Annotated in this window: 26 protein-coding genes and 4 tRNA genes; 5 read left to right on the top strand and 25 right to left on the bottom strand. The window is 41.6% G+C overall.

Annotation, left to right across the window (positions count from 1 at the left end; translation table 11 throughout):
- Window positions 1–95: 95 nt before the first annotated feature.
- Together CHI10_RS19490 and CHI10_RS19485 are read right to left on the bottom strand one after the other, a co-directional pair.
- Window positions 96–413, bottom strand: coding sequence for a DUF3870 domain-containing protein (locus CHI10_RS19490; RefSeq protein ID WP_095245842.1), 318 nt, complete (start codon window positions 411–413; stop codon window positions 96–98).
- A 179-nt stretch (window positions 414–592) separates the two neighbouring features.
- On the bottom strand, window positions 593–1,780 hold the full coding sequence (locus tag CHI10_RS19485) for an alanyl-tRNA editing protein (RefSeq protein WP_095245841.1): 1,188 nt from the start codon (window positions 1,778–1,780) through the stop codon (window positions 593–595).
- A gap of 180 nt (window positions 1,781–1,960) precedes the next feature.
- On the opposite strand from CHI10_RS19485, the gene CHI10_RS22985 reads away from it, so the two are divergent.
- Together CHI10_RS22985 and CHI10_RS19475 are read left to right on the top strand one after the other, a co-directional pair.
- Window positions 1,961–2,725, top strand: coding sequence for a general stress protein (locus CHI10_RS22985; protein ID WP_095245840.1), 765 nt, complete (start codon window positions 1,961–1,963; stop codon window positions 2,723–2,725).
- Between the two features lie 370 nt (window positions 2,726–3,095).
- Window positions 3,096–3,584, top strand: coding sequence for a hypothetical protein (locus tag CHI10_RS19475; RefSeq protein ID WP_251171118.1), 489 nt, complete (start codon window positions 3,096–3,098; stop codon window positions 3,582–3,584).
- A 51-nt stretch (window positions 3,585–3,635) separates the two neighbouring features.
- Here the strand turns inward: CHI10_RS19475 and CHI10_RS19470 are convergent, their stop codons facing one another.
- Both CHI10_RS19470 and CHI10_RS19465 read right to left on the bottom strand, forming a co-directional pair.
- Window positions 3,636–3,770 carry a BA3454 family stress response protein gene (locus CHI10_RS19470; RefSeq protein WP_095245838.1) on the bottom strand — a complete coding sequence of 45 codons (135 nt, stop codon included), beginning with the start codon at window positions 3,768–3,770 and terminating at the stop codon, window positions 3,636–3,638.
- Between the two features lie 54 nt (window positions 3,771–3,824).
- A complete protein-coding gene (locus tag CHI10_RS19465; protein ID WP_095245837.1) occupies window positions 3,825–4,394 on the bottom strand; it encodes a hypothetical protein in 570 nt (189 codons plus the stop codon).
- Window positions 4,395–4,573: 179 nt separating this feature from the next.
- Here CHI10_RS19465 and CHI10_RS19460 point away from each other — a divergent pair, with 179 nt between their 5' ends.
- Window positions 4,574–5,797, top strand: a complete 1,224-nt coding sequence (locus tag CHI10_RS19460; RefSeq protein WP_095245836.1) for an MFS transporter — start codon at window positions 4,574–4,576, stop codon at window positions 5,795–5,797.
- A gap of 53 nt (window positions 5,798–5,850) precedes the next feature.
- Here CHI10_RS19460 and CHI10_RS19455 read toward each other — a convergent pair whose 3' ends face one another.
- Window positions 5,851–8,937 (bottom strand): efflux RND transporter permease subunit, encoded by a 3,087-nt coding sequence (locus tag CHI10_RS19455; RefSeq protein WP_095245835.1) that lies wholly within the window; start codon window positions 8,935–8,937, stop codon window positions 5,851–5,853.
- 94 nt (window positions 8,938–9,031) lie between these two features.
- Here CHI10_RS19455 and CHI10_RS19450 point away from each other — a divergent pair, with 94 nt between their 5' ends.
- A complete protein-coding gene (locus tag CHI10_RS19450) occupies window positions 9,032–9,868 on the top strand; it encodes a TetR/AcrR family transcriptional regulator (RefSeq protein WP_095245834.1) in 837 nt (278 codons plus the stop codon).
- 56 nt (window positions 9,869–9,924) lie between these two features.
- Here the strand turns inward: CHI10_RS19450 and CHI10_RS19445 are convergent, their stop codons facing one another.
- From CHI10_RS19445 to sigW, 15 genes are all read right to left on the bottom strand, one after another.
- Entirely contained in the window at window positions 9,925–10,563 is a 639-nt protein-coding gene (locus CHI10_RS19445; RefSeq protein WP_095245833.1) for an O-methyltransferase, read from the bottom strand.
- 92 nt (window positions 10,564–10,655) lie between these two features.
- Window positions 10,656–11,693 carry a siderophore ABC transporter substrate-binding protein gene (locus CHI10_RS19440; protein ID WP_095245832.1) on the bottom strand — a complete coding sequence of 346 codons (1,038 nt, stop codon included), beginning with the start codon at window positions 11,691–11,693 and terminating at the stop codon, window positions 10,656–10,658.
- A 201-nt stretch (window positions 11,694–11,894) separates the two neighbouring features.
- Window positions 11,895–12,662, bottom strand: a complete 768-nt coding sequence (locus CHI10_RS19435) for an iron ABC transporter ATP-binding protein (protein WP_095245831.1) — start codon at window positions 12,660–12,662, stop codon at window positions 11,895–11,897.
- A complete protein-coding gene (locus CHI10_RS19430; protein WP_061793977.1) occupies window positions 12,659–13,612 on the bottom strand; it encodes an iron chelate uptake ABC transporter family permease subunit in 954 nt (317 codons plus the stop codon). The genes CHI10_RS19435 and CHI10_RS19430 overlap by 4 nt, the downstream gene beginning before the upstream one ends.
- On the bottom strand, window positions 13,602–14,555 hold the full coding sequence (locus CHI10_RS19425; protein WP_095245830.1) for an ABC transporter permease: 954 nt from the start codon (window positions 14,553–14,555) through the stop codon (window positions 13,602–13,604). Before CHI10_RS19425 ends, CHI10_RS19430 begins: the two co-directional genes overlap by 11 nt.
- A 275-nt stretch (window positions 14,556–14,830) precedes the next feature.
- On the bottom strand, window positions 14,831–15,220 hold the full coding sequence (locus CHI10_RS19420) for a ribbon-helix-helix protein, CopG family (RefSeq protein WP_095245829.1): 390 nt from the start codon (window positions 15,218–15,220) through the stop codon (window positions 14,831–14,833).
- A 144-nt stretch (window positions 15,221–15,364) separates the two neighbouring features.
- Window positions 15,365–15,802 (bottom strand): DUF4275 family protein, encoded by a 438-nt coding sequence (locus CHI10_RS19415; protein WP_095245843.1) that lies wholly within the window; start codon window positions 15,800–15,802, stop codon window positions 15,365–15,367.
- 74 nt (window positions 15,803–15,876) lie between these two features.
- Window positions 15,877–16,224, bottom strand: a complete 348-nt coding sequence (locus tag CHI10_RS19410; protein ID WP_095245828.1) for a short-chain dehydrogenase — start codon at window positions 16,222–16,224, stop codon at window positions 15,877–15,879.
- Window positions 16,225–16,423: 199 nt separating this feature from the next.
- Window positions 16,424–18,226 (bottom strand): glutamine--fructose-6-phosphate transaminase (isomerizing), encoded by a 1,803-nt coding sequence (glmS, locus tag CHI10_RS19405; protein WP_095245827.1) that lies wholly within the window; start codon window positions 18,224–18,226, stop codon window positions 16,424–16,426.
- Window positions 18,227–18,310: 84 nt separating this feature from the next.
- Entirely contained in the window at window positions 18,311–18,496 is a 186-nt protein-coding gene (locus CHI10_RS19400) for a hypothetical protein (protein ID WP_095245826.1), read from the bottom strand.
- A 262-nt stretch (window positions 18,497–18,758) separates the two neighbouring features.
- Window positions 18,759–20,108 carry a phosphoglucosamine mutase gene (gene glmM / locus CHI10_RS19395; protein ID WP_095245825.1) on the bottom strand — a complete coding sequence of 450 codons (1,350 nt, stop codon included), beginning with the start codon at window positions 20,106–20,108 and terminating at the stop codon, window positions 18,759–18,761.
- 34 nt (window positions 20,109–20,142) lie between these two features.
- Complete coding sequence (locus CHI10_RS19390) at window positions 20,143–21,465, bottom strand: CdaR family protein (protein WP_095245824.1); 1,323 nt, start codon at window positions 21,463–21,465, stop codon at window positions 20,143–20,145.
- Window positions 21,458–22,285 (bottom strand): diadenylate cyclase CdaA, encoded by an 828-nt coding sequence (cdaA, locus tag CHI10_RS19385; protein ID WP_076262545.1) that lies wholly within the window; start codon window positions 22,283–22,285, stop codon window positions 21,458–21,460. The genes CHI10_RS19390 and cdaA overlap by 8 nt, the downstream gene beginning before the upstream one ends.
- 195 nt (window positions 22,286–22,480) lie before the next feature.
- Window positions 22,481–23,107: an anti-sigma factor family protein gene (locus CHI10_RS19380; RefSeq protein ID WP_095245823.1), complete on the bottom strand. Its 627-nt coding sequence runs from the start codon at window positions 23,105–23,107 to the stop codon at window positions 22,481–22,483.
- 17 nt (window positions 23,108–23,124) lie between these two features.
- Window positions 23,125–23,688, bottom strand: a complete 564-nt coding sequence (gene sigW, locus CHI10_RS19375; protein WP_061794087.1) for an RNA polymerase sigma factor SigW — start codon at window positions 23,686–23,688, stop codon at window positions 23,125–23,127.
- A gap of 174 nt (window positions 23,689–23,862) precedes the next feature.
- Between sigW and CHI10_RS19370 the strand changes: the two genes are divergently transcribed.
- Window positions 23,863–24,021: an aspartyl-phosphate phosphatase Spo0E family protein gene (locus CHI10_RS19370; RefSeq protein ID WP_095245822.1), complete on the top strand. Its 159-nt coding sequence runs from the start codon at window positions 23,863–23,865 to the stop codon at window positions 24,019–24,021.
- Between the two features lie 41 nt (window positions 24,022–24,062).
- Here CHI10_RS19370 and rocF read toward each other — a convergent pair whose 3' ends face one another.
- From rocF to CHI10_RS19345, 5 genes are all read right to left on the bottom strand, one after another.
- On the bottom strand, window positions 24,063–24,968 hold the full coding sequence (gene rocF / locus CHI10_RS19365; protein WP_095245821.1) for an arginase: 906 nt from the start codon (window positions 24,966–24,968) through the stop codon (window positions 24,063–24,065).
- Between the two features lie 176 nt (window positions 24,969–25,144).
- Window positions 25,145–25,220, bottom strand: a tRNA-Ala gene (locus CHI10_RS19360).
- Between the two features lie 3 nt (window positions 25,221–25,223).
- Window positions 25,224–25,298 (bottom strand) — tRNA-Gly (locus tag CHI10_RS19355).
- Window positions 25,299–25,365: 67 nt separating this feature from the next.
- Window positions 25,366–25,438, bottom strand: a tRNA-Lys gene (locus tag CHI10_RS19350).
- A gap of 18 nt (window positions 25,439–25,456) precedes the next feature.
- Window positions 25,457–25,531, bottom strand: a tRNA-Gln gene (locus CHI10_RS19345).
- Window positions 25,532–25,595: the final 64 nt, after the last annotated feature.

Raw genomic sequence — 25,595 nt, 5'->3', positions numbered from 1 at the left:
AACTCAGTAATTAATATACTAAATACAAAAAATCCAGCTATCGGAGATGTTCTCTGATAGCTGGATTTCATCTGCGGAAAACAGAAAAAGCAGCTTTATTTATTCATGATTTGTGTATATTTTATATGGGCGTTTTTAAAGGCAACTATCAAGGCCTTTTGCGAGGAGCCGAAGTAGCGGCTTTCGATTTCTTCTGATACTTTGTCTGCTTCCAGTATGGATTTGCCGACAAATATCGATTTAATAAACAATGAGGTTAAATTTATGGTAGATGAACATTCTGCATCTACTATTTCATCTGTTTCTCTGTCGATCACAAGGCCGATAAAAAAGCCATTGTATTTTTGCATAATCGGATTGTTCAATGATGTTTTGCTGTCTCCGATGATATAGACGGTATTTTGTCTGTACATGAACTTGCCTCCTGCAGACCCGGATATTATATGAGGCGTTTATGAGGTTATCATAAACATTCATTATAATGCATGGCCCGTACCAAAATTGTAATACAACAGAAGCTGTATTACAATCACTTTTCAATACTTTTCTAAATATTTTATCAATTGCATCCATCCATTGCATGCAGGTTCAATTATTTTTGCCCTGCAAGTCTCAATGCATATTCCAGCAGGTCCTCCCCGCTCATGAGCTTGTCTCCCCCACCCTGTGCAAATTGAGGATTCCCGCCGCCTTTGCCGTTAATTTTCTGCAGAAGTTCTGCTGAAAGGCTCTTCATATCAGATTCAGAATCTGCTCCCCTGGCACAGACAAATTGGAGTTTTTCGGCTGTTTCATTGATTAGGATCACATCGGCCGTTTCAGATTGGGAGGCGATTAAGCGTGCCAGCTTCTGCAGCTCCTGGATGGATCTCCCCTCAAAGACCTTACTGATGCACTTCTCCTTTCCGGCTGTGAACATTTCTTTTGCTTCATAGTCTAATAGGGCTTCCTTTGCTGCTTCCAGCTGCTTCTCCAGTTCCTTTCCATTTTCAATCAGGCGGCTGGCCGCTGAAGGCAGCTCCTGCTCTGGTGCATTTAGAAGATGACTCAGATTCCCGGTAATTTCATGTTTGGTCTGAAGCTGCGTGAGAATCCGGCTGCCGCAGATGAACTGTACGCGGATTTTCTTTTTTTGGCGCTCCCAGTCCAATATTTTCACCCCGGCTACCTGGCCGGTTGAAGATGGGTGTGTTCCGCCGCATCCGTTATAATCAAATTCCGGAATGATTACAAGCCGGATATCTTCACTGACAGACAGCTGCTTACGGAGCGGGAATTGGGAAGCTTCCTCTGCATTCACCCACCTGGCTTCAATCGGGCGATTCTCAAGAATGATGTCATTAGCCAGTCTCTCCGCTTCCTCTGCGTGCCAGGCAGGCAGTTCACTAATTTCCAAATCAATAGTTAAGGTTTCTTTGCCTAAATGAAAGCTGACGGTTTTATAGCCGTAAAGCTCTTCAAATGCAGCCGATAATATATGCTGGCCGGCATGCTGCTGCATATGGTCAAACCGTCTGCTCCAATCGATCTCTCCTGATACTCCCGAATAGGAAGGGTCCAATTCTTTTTCTAAATAATGACGGATTTCCCCCTCCACTTCTTCGACACCCGCCACTTTTAGGCCGTTAAGCGTCCCCTCATCATGAGGCTGTCCTCCGCCAGTTGGATAAAAGGCCGTTTCTTTCAGGACGGCATATATCCCCCTGTCGTCTGCTGCCTGATATACAAGTTCAGTTTCAAATGTTTTGATATATGGGTTTTCATAATAAAGTTTTTTCATAGAGAATCAACCTTCCTTGTGCCTTTTCTATTTTTAAAACTACCGATTATGCAGTTACAGGTCAAGTCAGCTATTAGTCAAGGGGGAATTATTAGTAATTTTATCCACTCGGTTTATGAGCGTAATGAAAAAGGTATGTACACCAATAGATAAGCAAAAATTATTAAGGAGATGATGAATATGGCAACAAACAAACATATTGTAGGTGCATACGATACAGAACAGGAAGCTATTCAAACGGTTGAAAAGTTAAGAGCAGAAGGTTACCGTCCTGAAGATATTTCCGTAATCAGTAAAAATAAAGACGATGTGGATGCCGTTACAGAAGAAACAGGCACAAAAACGGAAGAAGGATTAGCTGCCGGAGCAGCTACTGGCGGTGTTCTGGGAGGATTAACAGGTCTTCTGGCGGGTGTAGGTGCATTGGCGATTCCTGGAATCGGACCAATTGTGGCTGCCGGACCAATTGCTGCTACATTAACAGGAGCCGCTGTTGGTGCAGGTGCCGGCGGTATTGCCGGAGCATTGATCGGCATGGGCATTCCAGAGGAAGAAGCACATCGCTATGAAGCAGATGTCAAATCAGGAAAAATCCTTGTGTTAGTCGATCCTGATGCGAAGTCTGCAGACTTTACTGATGGCTATACAAATACGGACCGTTCCATTGTAGATGGAGATAGAACAACGTACACAAGCACTGATCCTTTAAATCCAGGCGAGCTTGATCGCGGAACGAACGCTTTTAAGGATAACACCAGAAACAGCAGCGGTGTTTGGACAGATGAGAATCTGGATCTAAACCGACCGCTGAGCGGAAACCCTGAAGATCTGAGCACAAATGACCGCACGGTTTCGGCCTATAACGATGATGTCGATACCCGCAATCGAGATGCGTATGATTTTAACAATGTGAGGGAAAACCGCAATAACCCTTATAAAGGATAATGGAAAAAGAGCTATTCCCACCATGGGAGTAGCTCTTTTTTTGATATAGAGATTCACAGCAGTTAATCGTGAAGAAATTCCATATTTTTCATCTTTTTCCTCCTGGTTTTCAAAGCTATACTTAATTGTAATGAATGGAAAAATAGTAACTTAGCGGGGGGAAATGCTAGTGAGAAGAGTGTTGCCGGCACAAATTATTTCTCATAGTCAATTTGGTTACAGGAAAATACCATCAAGTGTCCGATGCGAGTGCCCTAAATGCAGTAAGCCTAGCCTTTTTACAATAAAGGCGAATTATAATCACACAAGTAAGTCCAGCATACTTTCCCATGGAAATTGTTCGGCCTGTAAAAAGGAATCCGTTTTTATCATGATACTCAATCAGGATGATCAATCAAGCGACGAGACGATTCTTTATATCTATGATCCTAATTCAGCGAAGGAGCTCCTTACTCAGCTGGAGAAAATAAAGGAAGTGCCGGGTGACCTGACACGCGCCTACCGATCAGCTTTAAATGTCAGCTATTCCAAAGATACGATTGCAACAGCTGTTATGTCCAAGCGGGTCCTTGAGAGTATCCTGAAAAATTTTCTTGGTGAAGAGGTCAAAGGGCAAAACCTTTCAAAGCAATTTGAACTGCTGCCAAAACATGTTGATTTAGCAAGGCCCCTGCAGTCTTTAAGCCAGCTTGCACAGCCAGGCAGCGCCTTTTACGAGATGCTTGATCTTGAAAAGGATATTGATCTGGATATGGCCTCCCTATTGATGGAGCTTTTAGAGAGTTTAATAGAGTACTTATTTGTCCTGCCAAATAAAATTGAAATGCTGCAGCAAAAACTAAATCAAAAACTTCACTGATCCCATATTTAACCCCCTTATCTCGCTGATTAAGGGGGTTCTTTTTTACTCTTAATTATTCAACTGTCTTCTGATCTGGTCTTCTGCCTGCTTTCGTATTTCATCCTCGGCGGCTTCTTTATTTGTGATGATATTTGTTTGATATTTTAAACCATCATAGTCAACTGTAACTGTAATTTCTTTCATTTTTCCTGATCCTTTCCTGATGTTTTACTATATAAATACCAACAAAAGGACAATTTAAAACTTCTCTATGCCTGTTTGCTCTTCCAAAATGCGGGCCAGCCTTTCTTTCATTTCCTCTTCCGTAACAACCAGACTGTGGCTGGACATTTTCGTTTTAAGGATGAGTTCCCAGCCTTCATTTACTTCCGGAGAATATCCATAGTATTTGTGGTCTAAATCTATTTTTTTGAACTGGAAGGATTTCAGGTTTTTCCATGGAACAAACCTGCTTCCGCTTATAAAGCCGTCCTCATAGAGGGCAAAGACATTAAGGAGATCTTTGGCATTGATTAAAGGGATGAATAGAAGATAGAGATAGGTCCAGCTGAAATTCACAGTATATTTACCGAATATAAACATAGCGATTAGAAATACCAGCATGACAGCATACATAGTGAGCCCCAGCTTGTTCTTGGTGATCACAGGGCTTTCCGCTGTTTTTTGGGGGAATTTCCTTACTGCTCTCAGATCATTCTTATCAGTAGGAATAAGGGCAGTCTTCTTCATTTTGGTTAGAAGGATAATGTAGTGATAGCTGAAATAGATAACAATGAACAGAAATATGACCTCGAATAGCAGTTTCATCGCACCCGCCTCCTTATTCATCTTTACGATTCTAGATTGGATATGGTTTCAACATTTTAAAATTTATGATTGTGCAAACAAACTAATTTGAATATAATCTAATTAGATATATATCTAATTGTTTATTTCACTCACAAATTAGATAACTATCGAATCGCTTTTCGCTGAGGTGCATGAACATGACAAATTGGACTGTATGGAAGCAGGAGAAAAATTATCAAAAGCTCTTTTGGGCTGGTGTCATTAATGGAATTGGAAATCGATTTACACAGGTTGCTCTGCTTGCGCTGCTCTACCACGTAACCGGCTCCGGAGTCGCAATCGGACTTTTATTTGCCATTCGCATGGCACCTTTTTTCTTCATTGCTCCAATAGGGGGCATGCTCGCAGACCGCTTTTCAAAGAAAGCCATTCTGGTGACCGTGGACCTGCTGAGAGTTCCGGCGGTCCTCTGCCTTCTTTTCGTAAGGGAACCAGGCGATCTATGGATTGTTTATTTAAGCGCACTCCTGATCTCAATGGGCGAAGCCATCTATTCACCGGCGAGGATGTCTGCTATACCTGCCCTTGTAAAATCAGATAGGCTGATATATGTAAATGCGATAGAACAAATTATGATTGGTGCCGTCCTCATTATTGGATCAAGCACCGGCGGGATCCTCGCCTACTTTCTCGGAAACCATGCTGCTTTTATGATTAACGGCCTTACCTTTCTGTTATCAGCGTATCTGATCTCCAGGATGGTTTTCCCGTCAGTTTCCGAAGAACATAGGAGAAAACCGGGAACATCGGCAGCCCTTTCACCAGGGAAACTGATTCTTGGCTCTTCCGCACTGATTGCCTTTTTTATAATGATGCTGACCATGCCGCTCGCCAATGGCATAGACAATATTCTGGTCAGTATATACGGACTGGAAGTTTTTGATATGGGTGAGCTGGGTGTGGGATTTATGTATGGCGCACTGGGGATTGGCCTTATTCTAAGCTCCTTTTTTTCTCATATGTTGAAGCGCGGCCTCCTGGCACTTGCGATCATTTTTATCGCTATAGAAGGCGCCGGCCATGTTTTACTGAGTCTCGCGCCAAGCTTTTATGCAGCTCTTTTCACTGTCGTGCTGATCACCTTTGCGGGCGGAATCGGCAACATCTGCCTCGATACCGTGATGATGAAGTTCATACCCAGATCCAGACAGGGAACTTTTTTCGGTTTAATGGAGATGATCTCAAACCTTTCCCTGGCTGTCTCCATGGGTACGGCAGGATTTCTGCTTGAGATATTTGCTCCAAGGACCCTTAGCCTGATCATTGGCCTGGCCTATCTTATTTTTGCTGTTATATATGCACTTTTATTTGCAAGAGTCGATCTTGTAAAAGAAAAGAGGGCGTTTATCAGGGGGATTTAGTGAAATAAAGGGAAAAGCCCTGCAGGCATTCATCTATCCTGCAGGGCTTCCTTTTAGTTTTCTTCGATTTCTCTGCGGTTTTTCTTAAACATTTTCGATAATACTTCGTATACAATCGGCACAATGATCAGAGTCAATAGTGTCGAGCTTGCCAGACCGCCGATAACGGTAATCGCAAGACCTTTGGAGATAAGACCTCCACCTCCGCCGGATCCGATGGCCAGTGGAATTAATGCACCAATTGTCGCAATGGCTGTCATCAGGATAGGGCGAAGGCGGGTTGCTCCCGCTTCAAGCACGGCTTCCCTCATGACGAGACCGTCACGTTCCATATGGATGATCCGGTCTACCAGAACGATGGCATTGGTTACGACGATACCAATTAGCATCAGCATTCCCATCATGACCGATACAGAAATGGTTTCACCGGCAATTAATAAGCCAACAAACGAACCAATCACGGCAAATGGAAGGGAGAAGAGAATCGCAAATGGCGCCACTCCTTCACGGAATGTGACAACCAGAATAAAGTACACAATCGCGATCGCAGCAAGCATCGCAGCGCCCAGCTGTGTGAATGTCTCATTCATATCCGCCTGAACGCCGGCTACACCGACTGTTACCCCTTTCGGCAGATCCAATTTATCAATCGCTTCATCTGCTGCAGAAGTAGCCTTTGAGATGTCATCGCCTTTTACCTTGCCTGATACGGTTGCGTAGTACTCGCCTTTACTGCGGGCAAGCGTGTTATGTGTTGTACCCTCTTCCACTGTGACCAGTTCGGAAAGAGGCATCGTTGTACCCATTGCTGTCGGCACTTGAGTCTCCAGAATATCATCAATGGATTTCGGCTGTTCCGCCTGCTCCTGCTGGACGATGACTTCAAGGGTCTCACCCTCTTTTTCAATCGTTGTCAAAACATCCTTGGTGTTTGAAGGATTCAGCATCATGACAATTTGACCTGCTGTCAGACCGTACTGCAGCAGTTCATCCTGCTCCACATTGAAGGTATACTCAACAAAGGCATCTTCTGCACTTGAAGAAACATCCTCCAATTCTTTATTTTCCTTCAACACGTCTTCTACCATTTTGACAGCGTCATTCACTTTATCTAAATCTTCACTGTAGAATGTGTAGCTGACGTCATTGGTTGAACCGGACATAGAGGTGAAGCTCTGGCTCTTCCACTCACCAGATTGTCCGATATTAAACACATAATCTTCTATTTCTTCACGGACTTCAGGGAAATTATCCATTTCAGGGTCAAAGATCAGGTACATTAAAGCTCCGCCTGCACCTCCGCCCATCATGGCAGACATTTGGTCCGCTTCTTCGGTTACAGATATTTGAACGATGTCAATATCATCACGTTTAAGCATTTTTTCTTCTACTGCTTCAACGTTCTTTAATGTTTCTTCTTTCAGTTCTCCAGCCTCAGGTGTGTACGTTAAGTACATCACTTTTTCTTCTTCGCTGCCCATAAAGCTGAATCCGATCATTGGTGTCAGTGCTAAGCTTCCTGCCAGCAGGACAACGGCAATGATGGAAGTAATAATCTTATGATTAAGAGTCTTCTCAAGTATGCCTTTATACCAGTTTGACAGCTTCCCAGTTTCTTTGTGGCTGCCTTCCGTTTTCTCACTATATAATTTCTTTTTGAACAGGAAGTGAGATAATGCCGGAACAATGGTAATCGCAACAAGAAGTGAAGCACCCAGCGCGAAAGTCATGGTCAAAGCGAATGGAGTAAACAGCTCGCCGACCATTCCTCCGACAAAAATGAGCGGTGCGAATACAGCAACGGTTACCAATGTCGAGGAGAGGATTGGCTTGAACATTTCAATCGTAGCTTCTCGAATAAGTGCGCGCCCTGTCAGTTTTTCATCCTTCAGATGAAGGCGGCGGTAAATATTTTCAACGACTACAATGGAGTCATCAATAACACGGCCAATGGCAACCGTAACGGCTCCCAGAGTCATGATGTTCAGTGTAATATCCATCCAGTGAAGCAATAGCAGCGCCATAAAAATGGAAACTGGAATTGATACGATGGAGATGATCGTTGATTTAAAATCACGCAGGAATAGCAGAATAATCAAGACTGCGATCAGCCCGCCGAACACGGCCTTTTCGATCATAGTTGAAACGGATTCTTCAATTGGCTCACCCTGGTCAAGTGAAACATCAATGACAAGGCCTTCAATCTTTTCCTTTTCTTCCTTGATTAATTCTTTGACATTGTTGACCACTTCAACAGTGTTTGCCTCCTGCCCTTTGACGATTTGAATGGCAATGGCATCATCACCGTTTGTACGGGATACAGATTGCACTCTGCCGACCGTATCAATCTTGGCAATGTCACTCAGCTTCACAAAAGGTGACTGGTTTTGTGCGGTTGGTGTTACCGGGATGAGCATGTTCTTTAATTCATCCTCAGTCATGAACTTGCCGTCCACTGCGACAGCCTGCTCACCTTCTTCAAATTCGTAAAGTCCCAATGAAACAGCCATGTTGCTTGCCTGAATCATTTCCTTTACTTTATCTTCGGTGAGCTCAAGCTCAGCCAATTTTTCTTCGTTGTATGTGAGCTGCACTTCTTCGACATGCTGGCCCGTGATGGTCGCTGATGCTACACCATCAATTTTTTCAAGTTTTGGCAATATAATCTCTTCTACCGTTGAGGTTAATTCCACGATATCCTCAGTTTTGCTGCTTACACTAAGCGCAGCAACCGGCATCATGTTCATGCTGATGGCCGTAATGGTCGGTTCCTGTGCTCCTTCCGGCAGCTCCACTGCATCCAGAGCTGATTGAAGAGCACGCTTGGCTTCGTCCATATCAATACCATATTCATATTCCACTTGGATATTCGACATGTTAGAATATGAATTTGAGTAGACAGATTTAACGTCTTCAAGGCCTTCGACGGCTTTTTCTATTGGGATGGATACATCATCCATTACTTTTTCAGGAGTTGCCCCCGGATATACATCCATTACCATTAAATAAGGAATTGAGACATCCGGAATAGTCTCCATATTCATCCGTGTACCTGAATAAATGCCAGATACCGTGATAATAATTGTTAACAGCCAGACTGCAAGTTTATTCTGCAGGACAAAATTCACTAACCCTTTCACTTGTGCACCTACCCTAAATTGACTTATTAGACTCAATTACATATAATAATGACCAGGTGGTCATTTGTCAATCATAAAGGAGTGACATTCTTACATGAGCAAGAAGCAATTAATTATGGAAAGCGCTATAGAACTCTTTGCCAAGCAAGGATTTGAAGCCACCTCTGTTCAGCAGATCACCGTTCACTCCGGTATTTCCAAAGGAGCTTTCTACTTATCATTCAAATCAAAAGATGAATTGATCATGGCTTTGATCGATCAGTTTATGGATCAGTTTGTCTCAGATATTGACCGAATAGTCAAAGACCCGAATAACACAGGCGGAGAGCTTTTAAGGAAGTTTTATTACACCACTTTCCACTCCTTTCAAAAGCATTCTGACTTCGCCAAGATTTTTATTAAGGAACAAGCGCATACGTTTAATGAAGAGCTGCTGTCAAAGGGGCGCCACTTCGACCAATTAATCAATGATATCACCCTATCGATGCTGAATCAGCTATATGGTGAGGCTGTCCAGCATACAAAATATGATTTAATTTATTGCATTAAAGGCTTCATGCATGTGTACTCTCATTTATTTCTATTTTTCAATATACCTTTGGATTTGGACCTTCTGTGCCGGTCACTCGCGGAAAAAACGGACCTGCTGGCAAAGCACTCAGAAATTCCGTTTATAACAGACGAGCTCTACGACACGTTAAGGAAGGCCGGACATGAAGAGATGACAGACGGGCAAATAATTGAAATCATAGCGCAGAAAATAGAGGAACTTGAAGATTCGATTGAAAAGGAATCCCTCATCCTCCTAAAGAAGGATGTACAGGAGCGCAGTCTGAGTCCCGCTATCGTACAGGGGCTGATTACAAATATCAGAAACAGCCCTCAAAGCAGATGGATTGCTTATCTGCTTTTAAATTACTATGATCTTTAGAAAATAAAAGGCAGAATGCTTTAGCGAGCATTCTGCCTTTTGAGTTTTGTAAACCTTTATTTAATTACTTTTGAGATTGTCAGTCCATCACCAATAGGAATAAGCACCGATTCCAATTGAGGATGGTCAGCCACTGTTTTATTAAATTTTTTCATGAATTCAGTATGACGTCCAGGTTCAGCACTCTCGTCTGCTACACTGCCTTTGGCCAATACATTATCACAAACAATTAAAGCCCCATTTTCCGCTAGTCTGATGCAATAATTCAGATAGTTTTCGTAATTTTCTTTATCCGCATCGATAAAGAAAAAATCAAATTGCCGATGATCGCTGACAAGCTGTTCGAGGCTTTGCAAAGCGGGGCCGATCAAATAGGATACTTGATCACCAAACCCGGCTTTTCTCAGATTACTGTGTGCTAATTCTGCATAACTCTCTACGAGTTCAAGAGACGTTAAGTTTCCTGCCCGATTAAAACCCCTCGCTAAACAAATGCCGCTATATCCCCCAAGCGCCCCAATCTCAAGGACATTTTTTGCTCCTGACATAGAAACCAGCATCGAAAGAAACTTACCAGTAGCAGGAGAAACGGATATGGGTCGCATACCATTCTCTTTTATAGAAGCAAGAACTTCCTCCAGAATATCATCCTGGCTGCAAAAAACTGAATCGATATATCTATTAATTTGTTTCATATTTTCCACCCCATATTAAAATGGATTATTCTTATTAAAAAGGGCTGCCAGAGAGTCAATTCAGATTCTCCAGACAGCCCCTTACACATAGATTATTTCAGCTCAGCTAAGACTTCTTCAATTTTAGCAAGCTCTGATTGTAAACCGCCTCCGCTCAGGTACCAAAGTGGTCCATCCAAGTAAACGATTTTTTTATTTTTATAAGCATCAGTTTTCTTAACGATTTCATTTTCCATATCATCTTTAATGTTAGAGTCGCCGCCAACCGCTGCTGTACGGTCAATTACGAATAACACTTGTGGATTAAATTCCAGGATCGCTTCAAAGCCGAAGTTAGAACCATGAGAAGAAGATTCGATATCTTCTGTTACCGGCTTGAATCCATATATGTCATAAATGTAGCCAAAACGGGAATTAGTTGAGAAACCTGATAATTTCCCTTCATTGTACATAGTTACTAAAGTGCTTTCATAGTTTCCCGCTAAAGCTTTGATATCTTCTAAAGCTGAATCATATTTTGCTGTGTATTCTTCAGCTTCTGCTTCTTTATCAAACATTTTCGCTGCCAGGTCTACAGAAGTTTGGAATGTGTTCCAGTAGTCAGCGTCAGAAGTACCAACAAATACGACAGGGGCAATTTCTTTTAATTCTTCATAGAATGCTGACTGGCGCCCGGAGATAAAGATTACATCCGGATCCATTTCAGCAATATCTTCAAGTAATGGTTCTTTTAATCCGCCAACACTTTCATACTCATCTGAAGCATACTTTTCAAGGTGTGCAGGCAGGGTAGAATCCTTCGCAACACCGACAATTCCTTTAACCCCAAGAGCATCTAATGTATCTAAGAAACCATAATCAAATACAGCAATTTTTTCAGGCATCTTTTCAAATTCTACATCTTCAAAATTAGTTGTACCGCCCTCATTGCCTTCTACTGAAGCAACTGTCGGGGAAACAGTCATGGGATATACAGAGCTTCCTTCTTCAGTACCAGCTCCATTTGTTTCTTCAGATTGGCCAGCTGCAGCTTTATCAGCTGATTCCTCTTTTGAAGCTTCTTCGGCAGATCCACATGCGGCAAGCATTAATACCATAGCTGTTAACATTGCATAAAATATCTTTTTCATTTCTCTTAACTCTCCCTTTTTATATTTTATTGATATCGATTATCATTATCAATTATGTTGATAATTATTATTGAATAATCTTTATTAGTCAATAACTTTCCGTCAATTTTATTAAATTATTTTCCAGTACTACAAAAACCTTACACGAAAGATAAGCTGATCCCTGGAGAAATATAATAGATTTCTCCAGGAATATGCTGTTTATGTGTGCGAGTTAAAATAGACACAAATCCTGCAGCCATCCTGTTCTTGAATGGGAATATCCATATCATAAATTTCACGAAGCACATCAGAATTAATGATTTCTCGGGTCGGCCCATTTTTCATCAGCCGGCCATTTTTTAACGCTACGATACGATCAGAATAAACAGATGCAAAATTTATGTCATGCAAAACAATGACAACTGTCTTTCCAAGTTCATCAACCAGCTTGCGCAAAATTTTCATAATCTGAACAGAATGCTTCATATCCAGATTATTTAAAGGCTCATCCAGCAGGATATAATCCGTATCCTGAGCAATGACCATGGCAATAAATGCCCTCTGCTTCTGACCGCCTGATAATTCATCTAAATACTTAGTATCCATATCAGCTAAATTCATATATTCAATGGCTTGATCAACAAACTTTTCGTCTGCAGCGGACAAACGTCCTTTTGAATAGGGGTAGCGCCCAAAAGACACCAGCTCACGCACTGTTAATCTCACATTAAGGTAGTTGGCCTGTTTCAAAATGGATACTCTTTTTGCAAAATCCGAAGACTTCCACTTTTTCACATTATTTTGATCGAGTAATACCTCACCTGTATCTGCTTCTAATAAACGGCTTACCATAGAAAGAAGTGTTGATTTACCAGCGCCATTCGGCCCAATAAAAGAGGTGATGGTCCCTGGCTCGATTGTGACTGTAACATCCTCTACAACAGGCTTTTTACCAAATTGTTTTGTTAATCCTTTGATTTCAATCATCCTGCTGCCCTGCTTTCCTTAAGTAATAGATAAATAAAGTAAATTCCGCCAACAAAATTAATAATGACACTTAATGTAGTACGCAGTTCAAATATATGCTCCACAAGGAAATTACCGCCGACCAATGCAATGATACTGATCAAGCTTGCCCCTAAAATATGAATGGAGTGTTTATATGTCACCAGATATTGATAGGAGAGATTGGCCACAATCAGTCCAAAAAAGGTAATGGGACCAACCAGTGCAGTTGATGTAGCGATTAAAACTGATGATAAGATTAAAATTCTCATCACCATACCGTCATAGTTAATGCCAAGATTCATCGCATTTTCACGGCCAAGCGACATCACGTCCAGTTTCCCCATAATAAGGTAGCCATAAAGAAATGCCAGAGCAAGGATGCCAATTGAAATAAATAATAACTCCGCTTTTACATTTGTAAAGGTCGCAAACAGCCGGCTTTGAAGACTTAAATATTCGACTGGATCTATCAATACCTGCAGGAATGTGACAAAGCTCCCCAGGAGTGTTCCTATAATCATCCCTATTAAGAGAAGAAAATAAATGGGATGCTTATCAGCCCTGAACAAAAACCGGTATAAAATCAGGGCAAAAATGACCATGGCTAAAATGGCTGCGCCAAAGTTCAAGTATTTATTTAACACCCACACTGACATCGACCCTGCAAAAAAGTAGATTAATGTCTGTACCACTTGATACATGGAATCAAGGCCCATAACAGAAGGTGTTAAAATGCGGTTATGTGTAATGGTCTGGAACACAACTGTGGAATAAGCAATGGCGATTCCTGTAATAATCATCGCTGTGACCCGGAGCATACGCTTTGGAAAAGCATAATCAAAGCCGCCTTTAATATCATAAAAGCCATATAACAAAATAAACACAATGGCCATCGCTGCTAAAATCATCAATTTTGTACTATTTCGCATATGCTCTCCCCCTTAGCAGCATCGTTAAGAAGATAGCACTGCCTATTACTGCCACCGTTACATTAACCGGAATTTCATAAGGATGAATGATGATGCGCCCCAAAATGTCACATATTAATAGGAAGACAATTCCCAGCACCGCTGTATGCGGAATTGTTTTGCGCAGGTTGTCACCTAAATATAAGGAGACAATATTGGGAACGATTAGTCCTAAAAATGGAATAACTCCGACAGTAAGAACCACTGTTGTTGAGATAACCGCAACAAGGACCAGGCCAATATTCAGCACCAGCTTATAGCTTAAGCCAAGATTTCTTGCAAAATCCTCACCCATTCCGGCAACCGTAAATTTATTCGCATATAGATACGCCAGAATAATAGCGGGAATACTGACATATAAAAGCTCATAACGGCCGGCAATAATCAAAGTAAAGCTTCCCATTAGCCAGGAAGATAGATTTTGCAGCAGATCAGCTTCATATCCAAGAAACGTTGTAATTGAAGATAGTATATTTCCATACATAATTCCGATTAACGGAACGAAAATAACATCTTTAAATTTTATACGATCTAAAATCTGCATGAAGAGAAATGTACCTGCCAAAGCAAAGGCAAAGCTAAAAATAACCTGCTGTGTATACGTGACATTCGTAAAAAACAGCATGGAAATTAAAATACCCAGTTTTGCTGCATCCAATGTTCCGGCAGTTGTTGGTGATACAAACTTATTGCGGCTTAGAGACTGCATGATTAAACCGGCAATACTCATTCCTGCCCCCGCTAAAATAATCGCCAATAGACGTGGAATGCGGCTGATAAGGAAGATGTGTGTTTCATCTGATTCCCAATTAAGCAGATCTTTAGGCGTTATATCTATTGCTCCGATAAACAGCGAGATAAACGACAGAACAATGGCTGCAATTCCTAACATCCATAATCTCATTAATAACCCTCATAACATGTTTAATTTCTATAAAGCTACTTTAAAAGAATGATAATCATTATCATTAAATAACAAAAAAAAGAACCTTTATATGTATAGTACACTATTGAAAATGATTATCAATCTCTAGCACATTTAATGTATCACAAAAAATATTAAAAGAAAAGAGGCAGATAGCAAATTTCGGAAATTGTCTCAAATTATTCTCATTTCAGTAAAGCAACTTAAACGAAAAGGAGATCCAAACTCAAAAGTTGAATCTCCCATCTTTGCCTCTATAGCGTTTTAATTAGACACCGAATAGCTTCAGATACGTCAATCTGATTATCCTGGCAGTGATTCGTCAGTTGTCTATACGTTTCCTCATCTAGCCTGACATGAACGGTATGTACGTATTTTTCAGAATCCAGTTTTTTTGGTCGTCCTCTTGTCACTTTTCTTTTGCCGCTGCCATCTTTCCAAACGTTTATTATGACATACCCATGTTTTTCCAGCCAAAGATCACAATCATACTCTTTCCACATGGTTTTGGCTCTTTGCAGAAATTCAAGCTTGAACTTTACCAGTTCATCTCCTTGAAGTCCCTTCATGACCGCTTTTTCCATCGCTTTATGTTCATTAAATTGGAGAAATTGGTCGTAAGATTTGAATGTTAATTCTTTCATTATTCCGCTCCCATAATCAATTATCCATCTATAAAAATCATACCCTTTAAAAAAACGGTTGTAAATCCTGACTGAATTCGTAACTCGTTGAGAATAGGTTCTCTTGCCTCTTCCTTCTCTTCTTAAAACGTAAAATATTTAAGATCACTTCCGGCTAAAATATGGACCGCACCAGCCTGTTTCATGGGTTACTATATAAGTCCAATTAAACTCTTTATCTACTATGTAAATATCCTCTTCATTTACAAAGTCCAAGGCTGTTAAAGATGAAGCATTGTCAAGGATAAAAGCATCATCCGAATGCTGATAAAAAACGTAACAAGACTCCTTCATTTCTTTATTAAACGCTATATCAGCATGTTCCTCCTTTAGGCACTTCCTTCTCTCATAACTAAATAAGTGCCATAAGTAGCCACAAAAGCCATCTTCATCGTCATAAAAATAAATGGACTTCTTTTCTTGATCACTGAGATGGTTAGCAAAACTTTCTTCCCATTGCTTTCTCAGATATGCTCCCCATTTAGGTATTTCTTTTACTTTTACTTTCACTTTTTTACTTGTTATCGATTCTGCGAAGTCCATTATATAATCCAATCTAACACCCACTTGTTATAATGATAATCTCTATAATTATCGATAAAAAAAGCCTAATACACTTAAACTCCAAAATGAATCATGCATTGCTCTTCCTCTATTGCTTGTATGATTTTTGAAGCAAGTTCCTTAAGCTCATCAGATTTCTTAAAATACTCTAATGACGTGACAATATCATAAAACAATGATAATGACTCAGGTGGAATAATGGTAATCCCGTAATAGGCTAAACCGAATTCTGAGCGACTAAATGAATGAAAATAGGTCTTCATGGCAGATAAATATTTATCAAGACTTTTTATAATATCATCATTAACAGAAACACAATTGTATTTGTGTGGTTCATATTGAATGTAGTCTTTCTGCTTATCTAAATCATCAAGTATCCCAAATTCATGTACACAAGGCATATTAATCCTCCTTTCATAATAAAAGATGTTGTTCAACTAATCTCCCGTTTTCTACTGGCGTTTAATTGGCTGTTCCCTAATTTGCTTCTTTATTCTCCTGTCTTTTGTCAGAATCCTGCTTTCCCGCTTTTGGATAAAAAAAACGAGGAAAACTGGAGGCAGTCCTCCAATTTTCACTCGTTTCAGGGGGAATATTTCCTTACTCCACAGTAACCGACTTAGCCAGATTACGCGGCTTATCTACGTCACACTCACGGTGCAGCGCAGCATAGTAAGAGATTAATTGTAATGGTATTACAGAGATAAGAGGTGTTAATAGCTCGTTCACTTCCGGAATGATAAAGCTGTCTTCTTCTGTTTCCAGCCCTTTCATGGAAATGATGCAAGGGTTTGCTCCGCGGGCAACAACCTCTTTGACGTTGCCGCGAATGCCTAAGTTAACACTTTCTTGAGTTGCCAGGGCAATGATTGGCGTACCGTTCTCGATTAGAGCAATGGTTCCGTGCTTTAATTCTCCGCCTGCAAAGCCTTCAGCTTGAATATATGAGATTTCTTTCAGTTTAAGTGCACCTTCAAGGCCGACATAGAAGTCGATTCCACGGCCAATGAAGAACGCATTACGAGTCGTGGAAAGGAATTTGCGTGCAATGTCTTCGAACTCTTCCTTCGCATCACAAAGAACTTCCATGGCATTCGCAACGATGCCGAGCTCCTGGACAAGGTTGAAGTCAAGCTCCAATCCGCGGCTCTTCGCAGTTACTTCTGCAAGAATAGATAATACAGCAATCTGGGCTGTATATGCCTTTGTAGAAGCAACGGCAATTTCAGGACCTGCATGAAGCAATAATGTGTAATCCGCTTCACGGGATAGAGTTGAACCTGGAACGTTTGTAATCGTTAACGCCTTATGGCCCATTTCCTTAATATTCACAAGCACGGCACGGCTGTCTGCTGTTTCACCGCTTTGAGAGATAAAGATAAATAACGGCTTCTCTGAAAGCAATGGCATATTGTAGCCAAACTCACTTGAAATGTGAACTTCAACTGGAATTTTTGCGATCTTTTCAATAAACTGCTTTCCAACAAGTCCTGCATGATATGAAGTACCTGCAGCAATGATATAGATGCGGTCAGCATCGTTCATTGCGCCAACGATTTCCTGGTCGATCGTCAGCTCGTCTTGATCATTTTGATACTTCTGGATGATTTTGCGCATCACTAAAGGCTGCTCATCGATTTCTTTCAGCATGTAGTGAGGGTATGTTCCCTTTTCAATATCGCTTGCATCCAATTCAGCTGTATATGGATCACGGCTGATTGCCTCACCATTCAGTGTCTGAATCTGAACCGCATCTTTTGTGACAATAACGATTTCTTTGTCCATCAGTTCAACATATTGATCTGTAACCTGCAGCATCGCCATTGCGTCAGAAGCGACTACATTGAAACTTTCGCCTAATCCAACCAGAAGCGGGCTCTTGTTTTTCGCTACGAAAATCGTTTCATTGTTTTCAGCATCCAAAAGGGCAATGGCATAAGAGCCTTTTAAAAGTGTCAGCGTTTTACGGAACGCTTCTTCAGTACTTACTCCCTCGCTCACGAATAAGTCAATCAGCTGAACGATGATTTCTGTATCTGTATCACTTTGAAGAGCTACTCCCTGCAAATATTCGCGCTTTAAGATGTCATAGTTCTCAATTACGCCATTATGAACAAGCGTAAAACGGCCGGAATTGCTTTGATGAGGGTGGGCATTGACTGTGCTTGGCACACCGTGAGTTGCCCAGCGCGTGTGTCCAATTCCTGTGTTTGCCATTACATCTTCATCAACAATATTTCGAAGGTCCGCAATACGGCCTTTTTCCTTGAAAACCTGAACGCCATTATCATTCATAACTGCGATTCCAGCTGAATCATAGCCTCTATATTCAAGCTTTTCCAAGCCTTTTAATAAAATTTCCTTTGAATCTAAGTTTCCGATATATCCAACGATTCCACACATACTTCTTTTCCTCCTAATAATGAAGGGGCAAGAAGCCTTTTAGGGGCAGTCCTGCCCCTTATCTCTGTTTTTATGATTCTTTTCTTATAAATTGCTGTTTTTCGGTACCAATGTTGCCCGTTGATTTCCGCTCTCTGTGAGGCATGACAGCCTCTTAGAAGAGCGCTTCTTAATTTTAGCATTCCCTTCTCTTTGTCCATTCAGTTGCCTGAATGTTTTAAAGAAGAAATCATCGGTTGTGCTTTCAACCGGGAGGCATCCGCCGAACATTCGATAAACCTCCTCCTCGTCAACTAATCCTTACGTCCAGGATCAGTTCAGGCGCTTTAAATTGCTATTCTTTCTCACTATCCACCTTTCTCTTCTTGAATAAGGATGTCCTGTATTCTTAAATACAAAAACAGGATTATCATACATCAAAGTCAGACTTCCGTCAACAAATATCGATATAGAACCAAAATTGGAAGCTGCCATATATAAAAATATGCATAAGGGAGCTCAGGAGTTCCCTTATGCATATGAATTGTACTTTTTACTCTTTTAATCCCATTTCACTCTCAACAACAGCTGCAATGCGCTCTACATATGAAGCACATAGCTCACCTGTTGGCGCTTCTGCCATTACGCGGACCAGCGGCTCTGTTCCGGAAGGACGGACAAGAATGCGGCCGTTTCCGTTCATTTCCTCTTCAACCTGTGTAATGACTTCTTTTACTTTTTCATTATCTGTCACATGGTACTTGTCTGTTACACGGATATTCACAAGCTTCTGCGGGAATTTCTTCATTTCGTTCGCAAGCTCAGATAATGGCTTTTTCGTTACCTTCATAATGTTCACAAGCTGGAGGCCGGTCAAAAGTCCATCTCCTGTTGTGATGTAGTCAAGGAAAATAATATGTCCTGACTGTTCTCCGCCAAGATTATAGCCATTCTTCTTCATTTCTTCCACAACATAGCGGTCACCTACAGCTGTCTGTACACTTTCGACCCCGTTGGCTTCCAGCCCTTTATAGAAACCAAGATTGCTCATGACAGTAGAAACGACTGTGTTCTGCTTAAGTCTTCCCTGTTCTTTCATGTATTTTCCGCAAATATACATGATTTGGTCGCCATCCACAATATCGCCGTTTTCATCAATAGCGATCAAACGGTCTCCGTCTCCATCAAAAGCCAGACCAACATCTGCTTCTCTTTCCTTTACAAAGGCAGATAGTGCCTCAGGATGAGTAGATCCGACTCCTGCATTGATATTTAAGCCATTAGGAGATGCGCCCATCATGGATAGATCTGCATCAAGGTCAGCAAATAAGTGCGTCGCAAGCGGCGAAGTAGCTCCATGCGCACAATCAAGCGCAATATGAATACCGGAGAAATCTTCATCAACTGTCTGCTTTAAGTATTGAAGATATTTCTGGCCGCCTTCAAAGTAATCATTTACCTGCCCCAGGCTTCCTCCGACTGGTCTTGGAAGCTGATCTTCTGCCATATCCATTAATTCCTCAATCTCCGCTTCCTGATCATCGGAAAGCTTAAACCCATCCGGGCCAAAGAACTTGATTCCGTTATCTTCAACCGGATTATGAGAAGCGGAAATCATGACTCCAGCCTCTGCCCCCAGTGCTTTTGTTAAATAAGCAACACCAGGTGTTGAAATGACTCCAAGGCGCATAACTTCTGCTCCAATTGATAATAGCCCTGCTACAAGTGCGCCTTCCAGCATATGGCCTGAAATACGGGTATCCCGGCCGATTAATACTTTCGGACGATCATGGTCCTTCGTTAATACGTACCCTCCAAAGCGGCCCAGCTTAAAGGCAAGCTCCGGTGTCAATTCACTATTTGCAACTCCGCGTACTCCATCTGTACCGAAATATTTACCCATTTTATAATCGCTCCTTCTAACTTTAAAAACTATATTAAGCTTCTTCTTTTTTTGTTATCGTTATGTTCGCTTTACCTGCAGCAGGCTTTATATCCACACCTGAAGGACCGTCTACATTAATTGGCACCTCATGGTCACCTTCTCCAAGGTCTGCCAGGCTCAAATACAGATTAAAATCGTCCGCTTTGAGATCCTGAACTGTGCTGTTTTTCCCGGTAACCGTAATACTTGTCCTTCCGGAAGCAGGATTTTTAAGGGCCGCCTCATATTCTTCGGATAAGCCGGATAAGTTAATGGCAAGGCTTGAAAAGGTCTTGGTTATCTCTTGATCCTCTGCTTGTGCCTGTGTTTCTTCTGCAGGCTCCTCTGTGCTTTTCTCTTCTTCTGTTTCTGCATTTTCCTCAGTGCTGACATCAATTGAGGCCTTCACTGTTTTAGGATCTACTGCTGAAATGCCATCCGGAATAATAACCGGCAGGGTGAGCACAGTATCTTTCTCAATCTTGCTGACATCTACCTCTACCCTGACGCTTTCAGTCTCACTCAATATATCTTCACGGCCCGTTATAGAAGCCTCATCAACATCAAGTTTAATCGAATTAATGGTTACCCCATCCTGTGGTTCCCCGTTCCGGACAATCGTAACAGGCACCGTCTTGCTTAACTGCTTAACCGGAACTGTTACCCGAATGGCCTGAGGCTCCACAATGACATCAAGCTTATTCATCTCACGATCCAATACCCTGACTGTTGCATCATCAGCGATTGTCTCGGTTATAGGACCCTTGACATCAAGAGTTGCTTTAACAAAACTGATCCGCTCGATTACTTCTTTGGCTCCCGTGATTTTAACCGTCTTTGGTTCTGCAGATGCCGCTTCAGCCGTATAGCCCTCACCAAGAAGGCTATTATTAAATTCTGCATCCACTTTAAATTCCTGGGTGACTTTTTCGTGGACGGTCACATCTGCATATTGAGGATTAATGGTCACATCCAGTTTATCTGATATATCACGAATCTTAATTTCTACTCTTTGCGAGCCAATTTCTGCATCCGTCAAATCTACATATACTTCAAAGTTCTGCTGTTTTTTCGCTGACTCCAGGTGACTTTTGGGGCCCTCTATACTCAAATCAACTGTGTCCGGCATACCGGTTACAACCAGGTTCTCCGTATCATAATAGCTTTTCACCGGGACATCTTCAATAATGTCTGAATCCTGCTGACCTGGAACGTTTATTTCCTTTAATTCCTTATCTGCATCATACACAGAATCAAATAGAAAAAGAGCAAGAATCAAGGCAACGATCTTCATAAACCAGCGGGTATCTACCATTTTATCAATTAACTTATCCATTCTTTTTCCCCCTCCAGTTCCAAAGACCTGAAGAAGTCTGCTTTATTTTCTGCTGAACAAGCAATTCACTTGAAAGCATATCTTTAAATGCCTCCGCTTTTAAGTCACGGTGCAGCTCCCCGTTTTTGGTTAAGGAAACACTTCCTGTTTCCTCAGAGACAATAATGGTAATGCTGTCAGTTACTTCACTTATGCCTAAAGCTGCCCTATGTCTGGTGCCCAGTTCTTTTGAAATGAAAGGACTTTCTGACAGAGGCAGATAACAGGCTGCTGCCGCCACACAATTCTTTTGAATGATAACGGCTCCATCATGCAGAGGTGTATTCGGTATAAATATATTTATCAGGAGCTCAGATGAAATTCTGGAATCCAGCCCGATACCGGTTTCAATATAATCGTTCAGCCCAGTTTCCCGCTCAACTGATATTAGCGCGCCAATGCGCCGTTTAGCCATATAATCTACAGCCTTCGCAATAGACTCGACCAGTTTCTCCTGATTTTCTTCTTCCTGATTAGCCGTCCTTGAGAAGAACCTTCCTCTTCCCAATTGCTCCAGTGCTCTTCGCAGCTCCGGCTGGAAAATGATTATGATGGCCAGAAATCCCCATAAAAGCACTTGTTCCATCATCCATCCTAATGTTTGCAGATGGAACTTGTCGCTTGCTACTTTAACCAGGATAATGACAAAAATCCCCTTCAGCAATTGGACAGCCTTCGTTCCTTTAACAATCATTATGAGTTTATAGATGACGTACCAGACAAGGAGAATGTCTATTGTATTAGCCAACAATTTCAAAATAGAGAAATCCGCAAACGACATTATCCTTCCTCCAAATATATATTTCAAAAGCAAAAATGCCTAATGTTCCTTTATGTAACTTTCATATTATATCATATTCATCGCTAATTCCAATTTTGAAACAGCATATGCCATCTGGAAAATTCAGCATTGTCATTTGCATACTAAGAATCCCTGCTTTATAGCAGGGATTCTTAGTATGCTTGACTACTTTTCTTAGTCTGTTTCTCCGGTTTCAAAGACATTTACAGCATCCTTAGCTGCCGTTTTGATGTGATACCACAGCCATTCGAATATGGCATCAACCTCTTCAATTTCTCCAGTAACCTTGCCGGCAGAAGCCATATACTGCTGCCCATTGATGACGGTAACATTCCCGTCGATCTCGCCCTGAATTTCCAAGTCGCCGTTCTTTACCACTACATCGCCTTTAACCACTTCACCTTCAGGTACAATCACCTTATCGTTTTGCACCACAAGGTTTGGCTGCTTAGAAACGGATAATTGGTGATCCTGATCCCAGGAAGATACGACGCTACCCATCATCAGAACAAGAAAGAGTGACGCCGCCGTTAAAAGCGGATGATGCCTGAGCCAGCGCTGAACCCCAACCTTCCGCTTTTCTTTTGGCAATTTCGCCATAACATTTGCTGTGAAATTTTCAGGTGCCTGTATATGTGAAGTGCTTTGGACTAAAGCGATCGTTTTCTTTAGTTCATGGAAATGAGTTTGACACTCCCCGCAGGTTTGCAGATGTGCCCTTAATTCCTTCTCATGTTCGGCTGAGATCTCTTCATCTAGGTACTCGTGCATATAAACAACCATTTCTGCTGGACATTTCAAAGTTCTCACCCTCTTTATTAAACATATCTTAATTGATTTCTAAGAGCTTCCCGGCCACGGTGAATCCGGGTCTTTACCGTTCCCAAGGGAAGGTCGAGTGTTTCACTGATCTCGTTCAGCGATAATTCTTCAATATATTTTAAAACAATAACCGAACGATATTTCTCAGGAAGCTTGGATATTTCTCTTTGGATTGTTTCCTGCAGCTCCAGGCTTTCTACATCATCCTCCGGCAGCCTCGCATCTGAAGCGATTTGAGAATACATGTTCAGTCCATCCGTTCCGGCGACCTCTGCATCCAGATAATAATCAGGCTTCTTTTTTCTGATTCTGTCTATACAAAGGTTTGTGGCAATCCGATAGAGCCATGTGGAAAATTTTAAGTCAATATTAAAGCTGGCAATGTTTACATAAGCTCTTAAGAAAGCCTCTTGAGCGATATCCTCCGCCTCATGCCTGTTTCCCAGCATTCTGTAGCAAATCTGAAAAACTTTATCTTTGTATATTTCAACAACTTCAGCATAAGCATCCTGGTCGCCTTTTAATACTTGTTTTATCCTCTTCTTTACGATTGTCTCCATTTTTTTACCTCCGCTCCAGTGCGGCTAATCGATAATACGAATCGATAGCGGAAAAGGTTTCATTTTAATTAAAAAACATTCAATTTCTATATTAACAAATTTTTACTTATACAGGTTTACTTTTTTTCTTTTAGGGTATAAAAGTACTAAAATTACCGAAAAGGATTGGTTACGGTGTGTGTTAAGGAATTATTGAGAGATATTGAGGATTGCCGGACTAAAATGATTCAGTTAGCAGCTTCCGGTTCTTTTACAGATCACATGGTAGTGGATGTCAGCATTAAACTTGATGAACTTCTAAATAAATATTATACACTCACAGCAAAAAAATGAGCAGAACTTGTCTATGTTCTGCTCTTCTTTATTTCCCTTTATTATAGAAGCTTTTCGCCAAATAGTGAACCCATAAGTGCGACTGCTACAGTAGCTGTTTTGTTCTTGTCATCCAAAATGGGATTAACCTCTACAAATTCAGCCGATGTTATGATTTGTGCTTCTGCAAGCATCTCCATGGCCAAGTGGCTTTCACGGTAGCTGATGCCGCCAATTACCGGAGTTCCAACACCCGGTGCATCATGCGGATCCAGCCCATCCAAATCAAGAGACAGATGAACACCATCTGTATTTCTGTCTTTTAAATATGTAATAGCTTCTTCCATAACCTTTGTCATACCGAGACGGTCAATTTCATGCATGGTATACACTTTTATGCCTTTTTCCTTAATAAGCTCCCGTTCTCCTTCATCCAATGACCTTGCCCCAATAATGACAATATTCTCCGGCTTAACCTTTGGACCATATCCCCCTACATTGGTTAAAAGCGGATGGCCCATACCCAGGCTTACAGCAAGCGGCATGCCATGTATGTTTCCTGAAGGTGATGTTTCAGCTGTATTTAAATCCCCATGGGCATCATACCAGATTACCCCAAGATTCGAATAGTGCTTCGATACCCCTGCCAATGTTCCAATCGCGATGCTATGGTCGCCGCCTAGCACTAATGGAAAAGAACCGCCTTTTATTGCGTGATCAACTTTTTCTGCAAGCATTTCCGTTTTTTCAGCAATAAGGTGCAAGTTTCGAAGATTTGAATTTGGATCGATTTGGACCTCCGGGCGGCCGATAGCAATATCGCCCTGATCATGGATTTCTTCAAATAAACATTTTAAACGTTCATTCACTCCGGCATACCGAATCGCACTTGGCCCCATATCCACACCGCGTCTCATCTGGCCAAGATCCATCGGCATCCCAATTATCGATAATTTCTGTCTATTCATAATACATGTCCTCCCTTTCCCTTCCTATCTATATTTTAACCGCTTTCAAACCCATGACTCAACTCGACAAAATCGTGTATATATATGCGGTTATCCGGGATGAAAGTCCTAGTATTCCTATATTTATAAAAAAACCTTAAACCAGTGTGGTTTAAGGTTTGGCGTATTATGTATGTTGGTGGAGCCTAGCGGGATCGAACCGCTGACCTCCTGCGTGCAAAGCAGGCGCTCTCCCAGCTGAGCTAAGGCCCCATTTGGAGCGGAAGACGGGATTCGAACCCGCGACCCCCACCTTGGCAAGGTGATGTTCTACCACTGAACTACTTCCGCAGCATATTTGTATTTACAAGAAAGACCTTCAGGACTCGATTCCCAAGGTCTGCGTTTTTCTATAAAGTGAGCCATGAAGGACTCGAACCTTCGACCCTCTGATTAAAAGTCAGATGCTCTACCGACTGAGCTAATGGCTCGTACTATTAAAGCAAAAATGGCTGGGCTAGCAGGATTCGAACCTGCGAGTGACGGAGTCAAAGTCCGGTGCCTTACCGCTTGGCTATAGCCCAATAATTACAAAATAAAAAGGACATTCTTAGCTTGTCCAGTTTTTGTGTTTTTATTAAGTATAAG

The sequence above is a fragment of the Bacillus sp. 7894-2 genome (assembly GCF_002272225.1).
In the GTDB taxonomy this organism is placed as follows: Bacteria; Bacillota; Bacilli; order Bacillales; family Cytobacillaceae; genus Cytobacillus.
The sequence above is the reverse complement of the archived record's forward strand: the minus strand, read 5'-3'. Positions and strand labels throughout refer to the sequence as shown.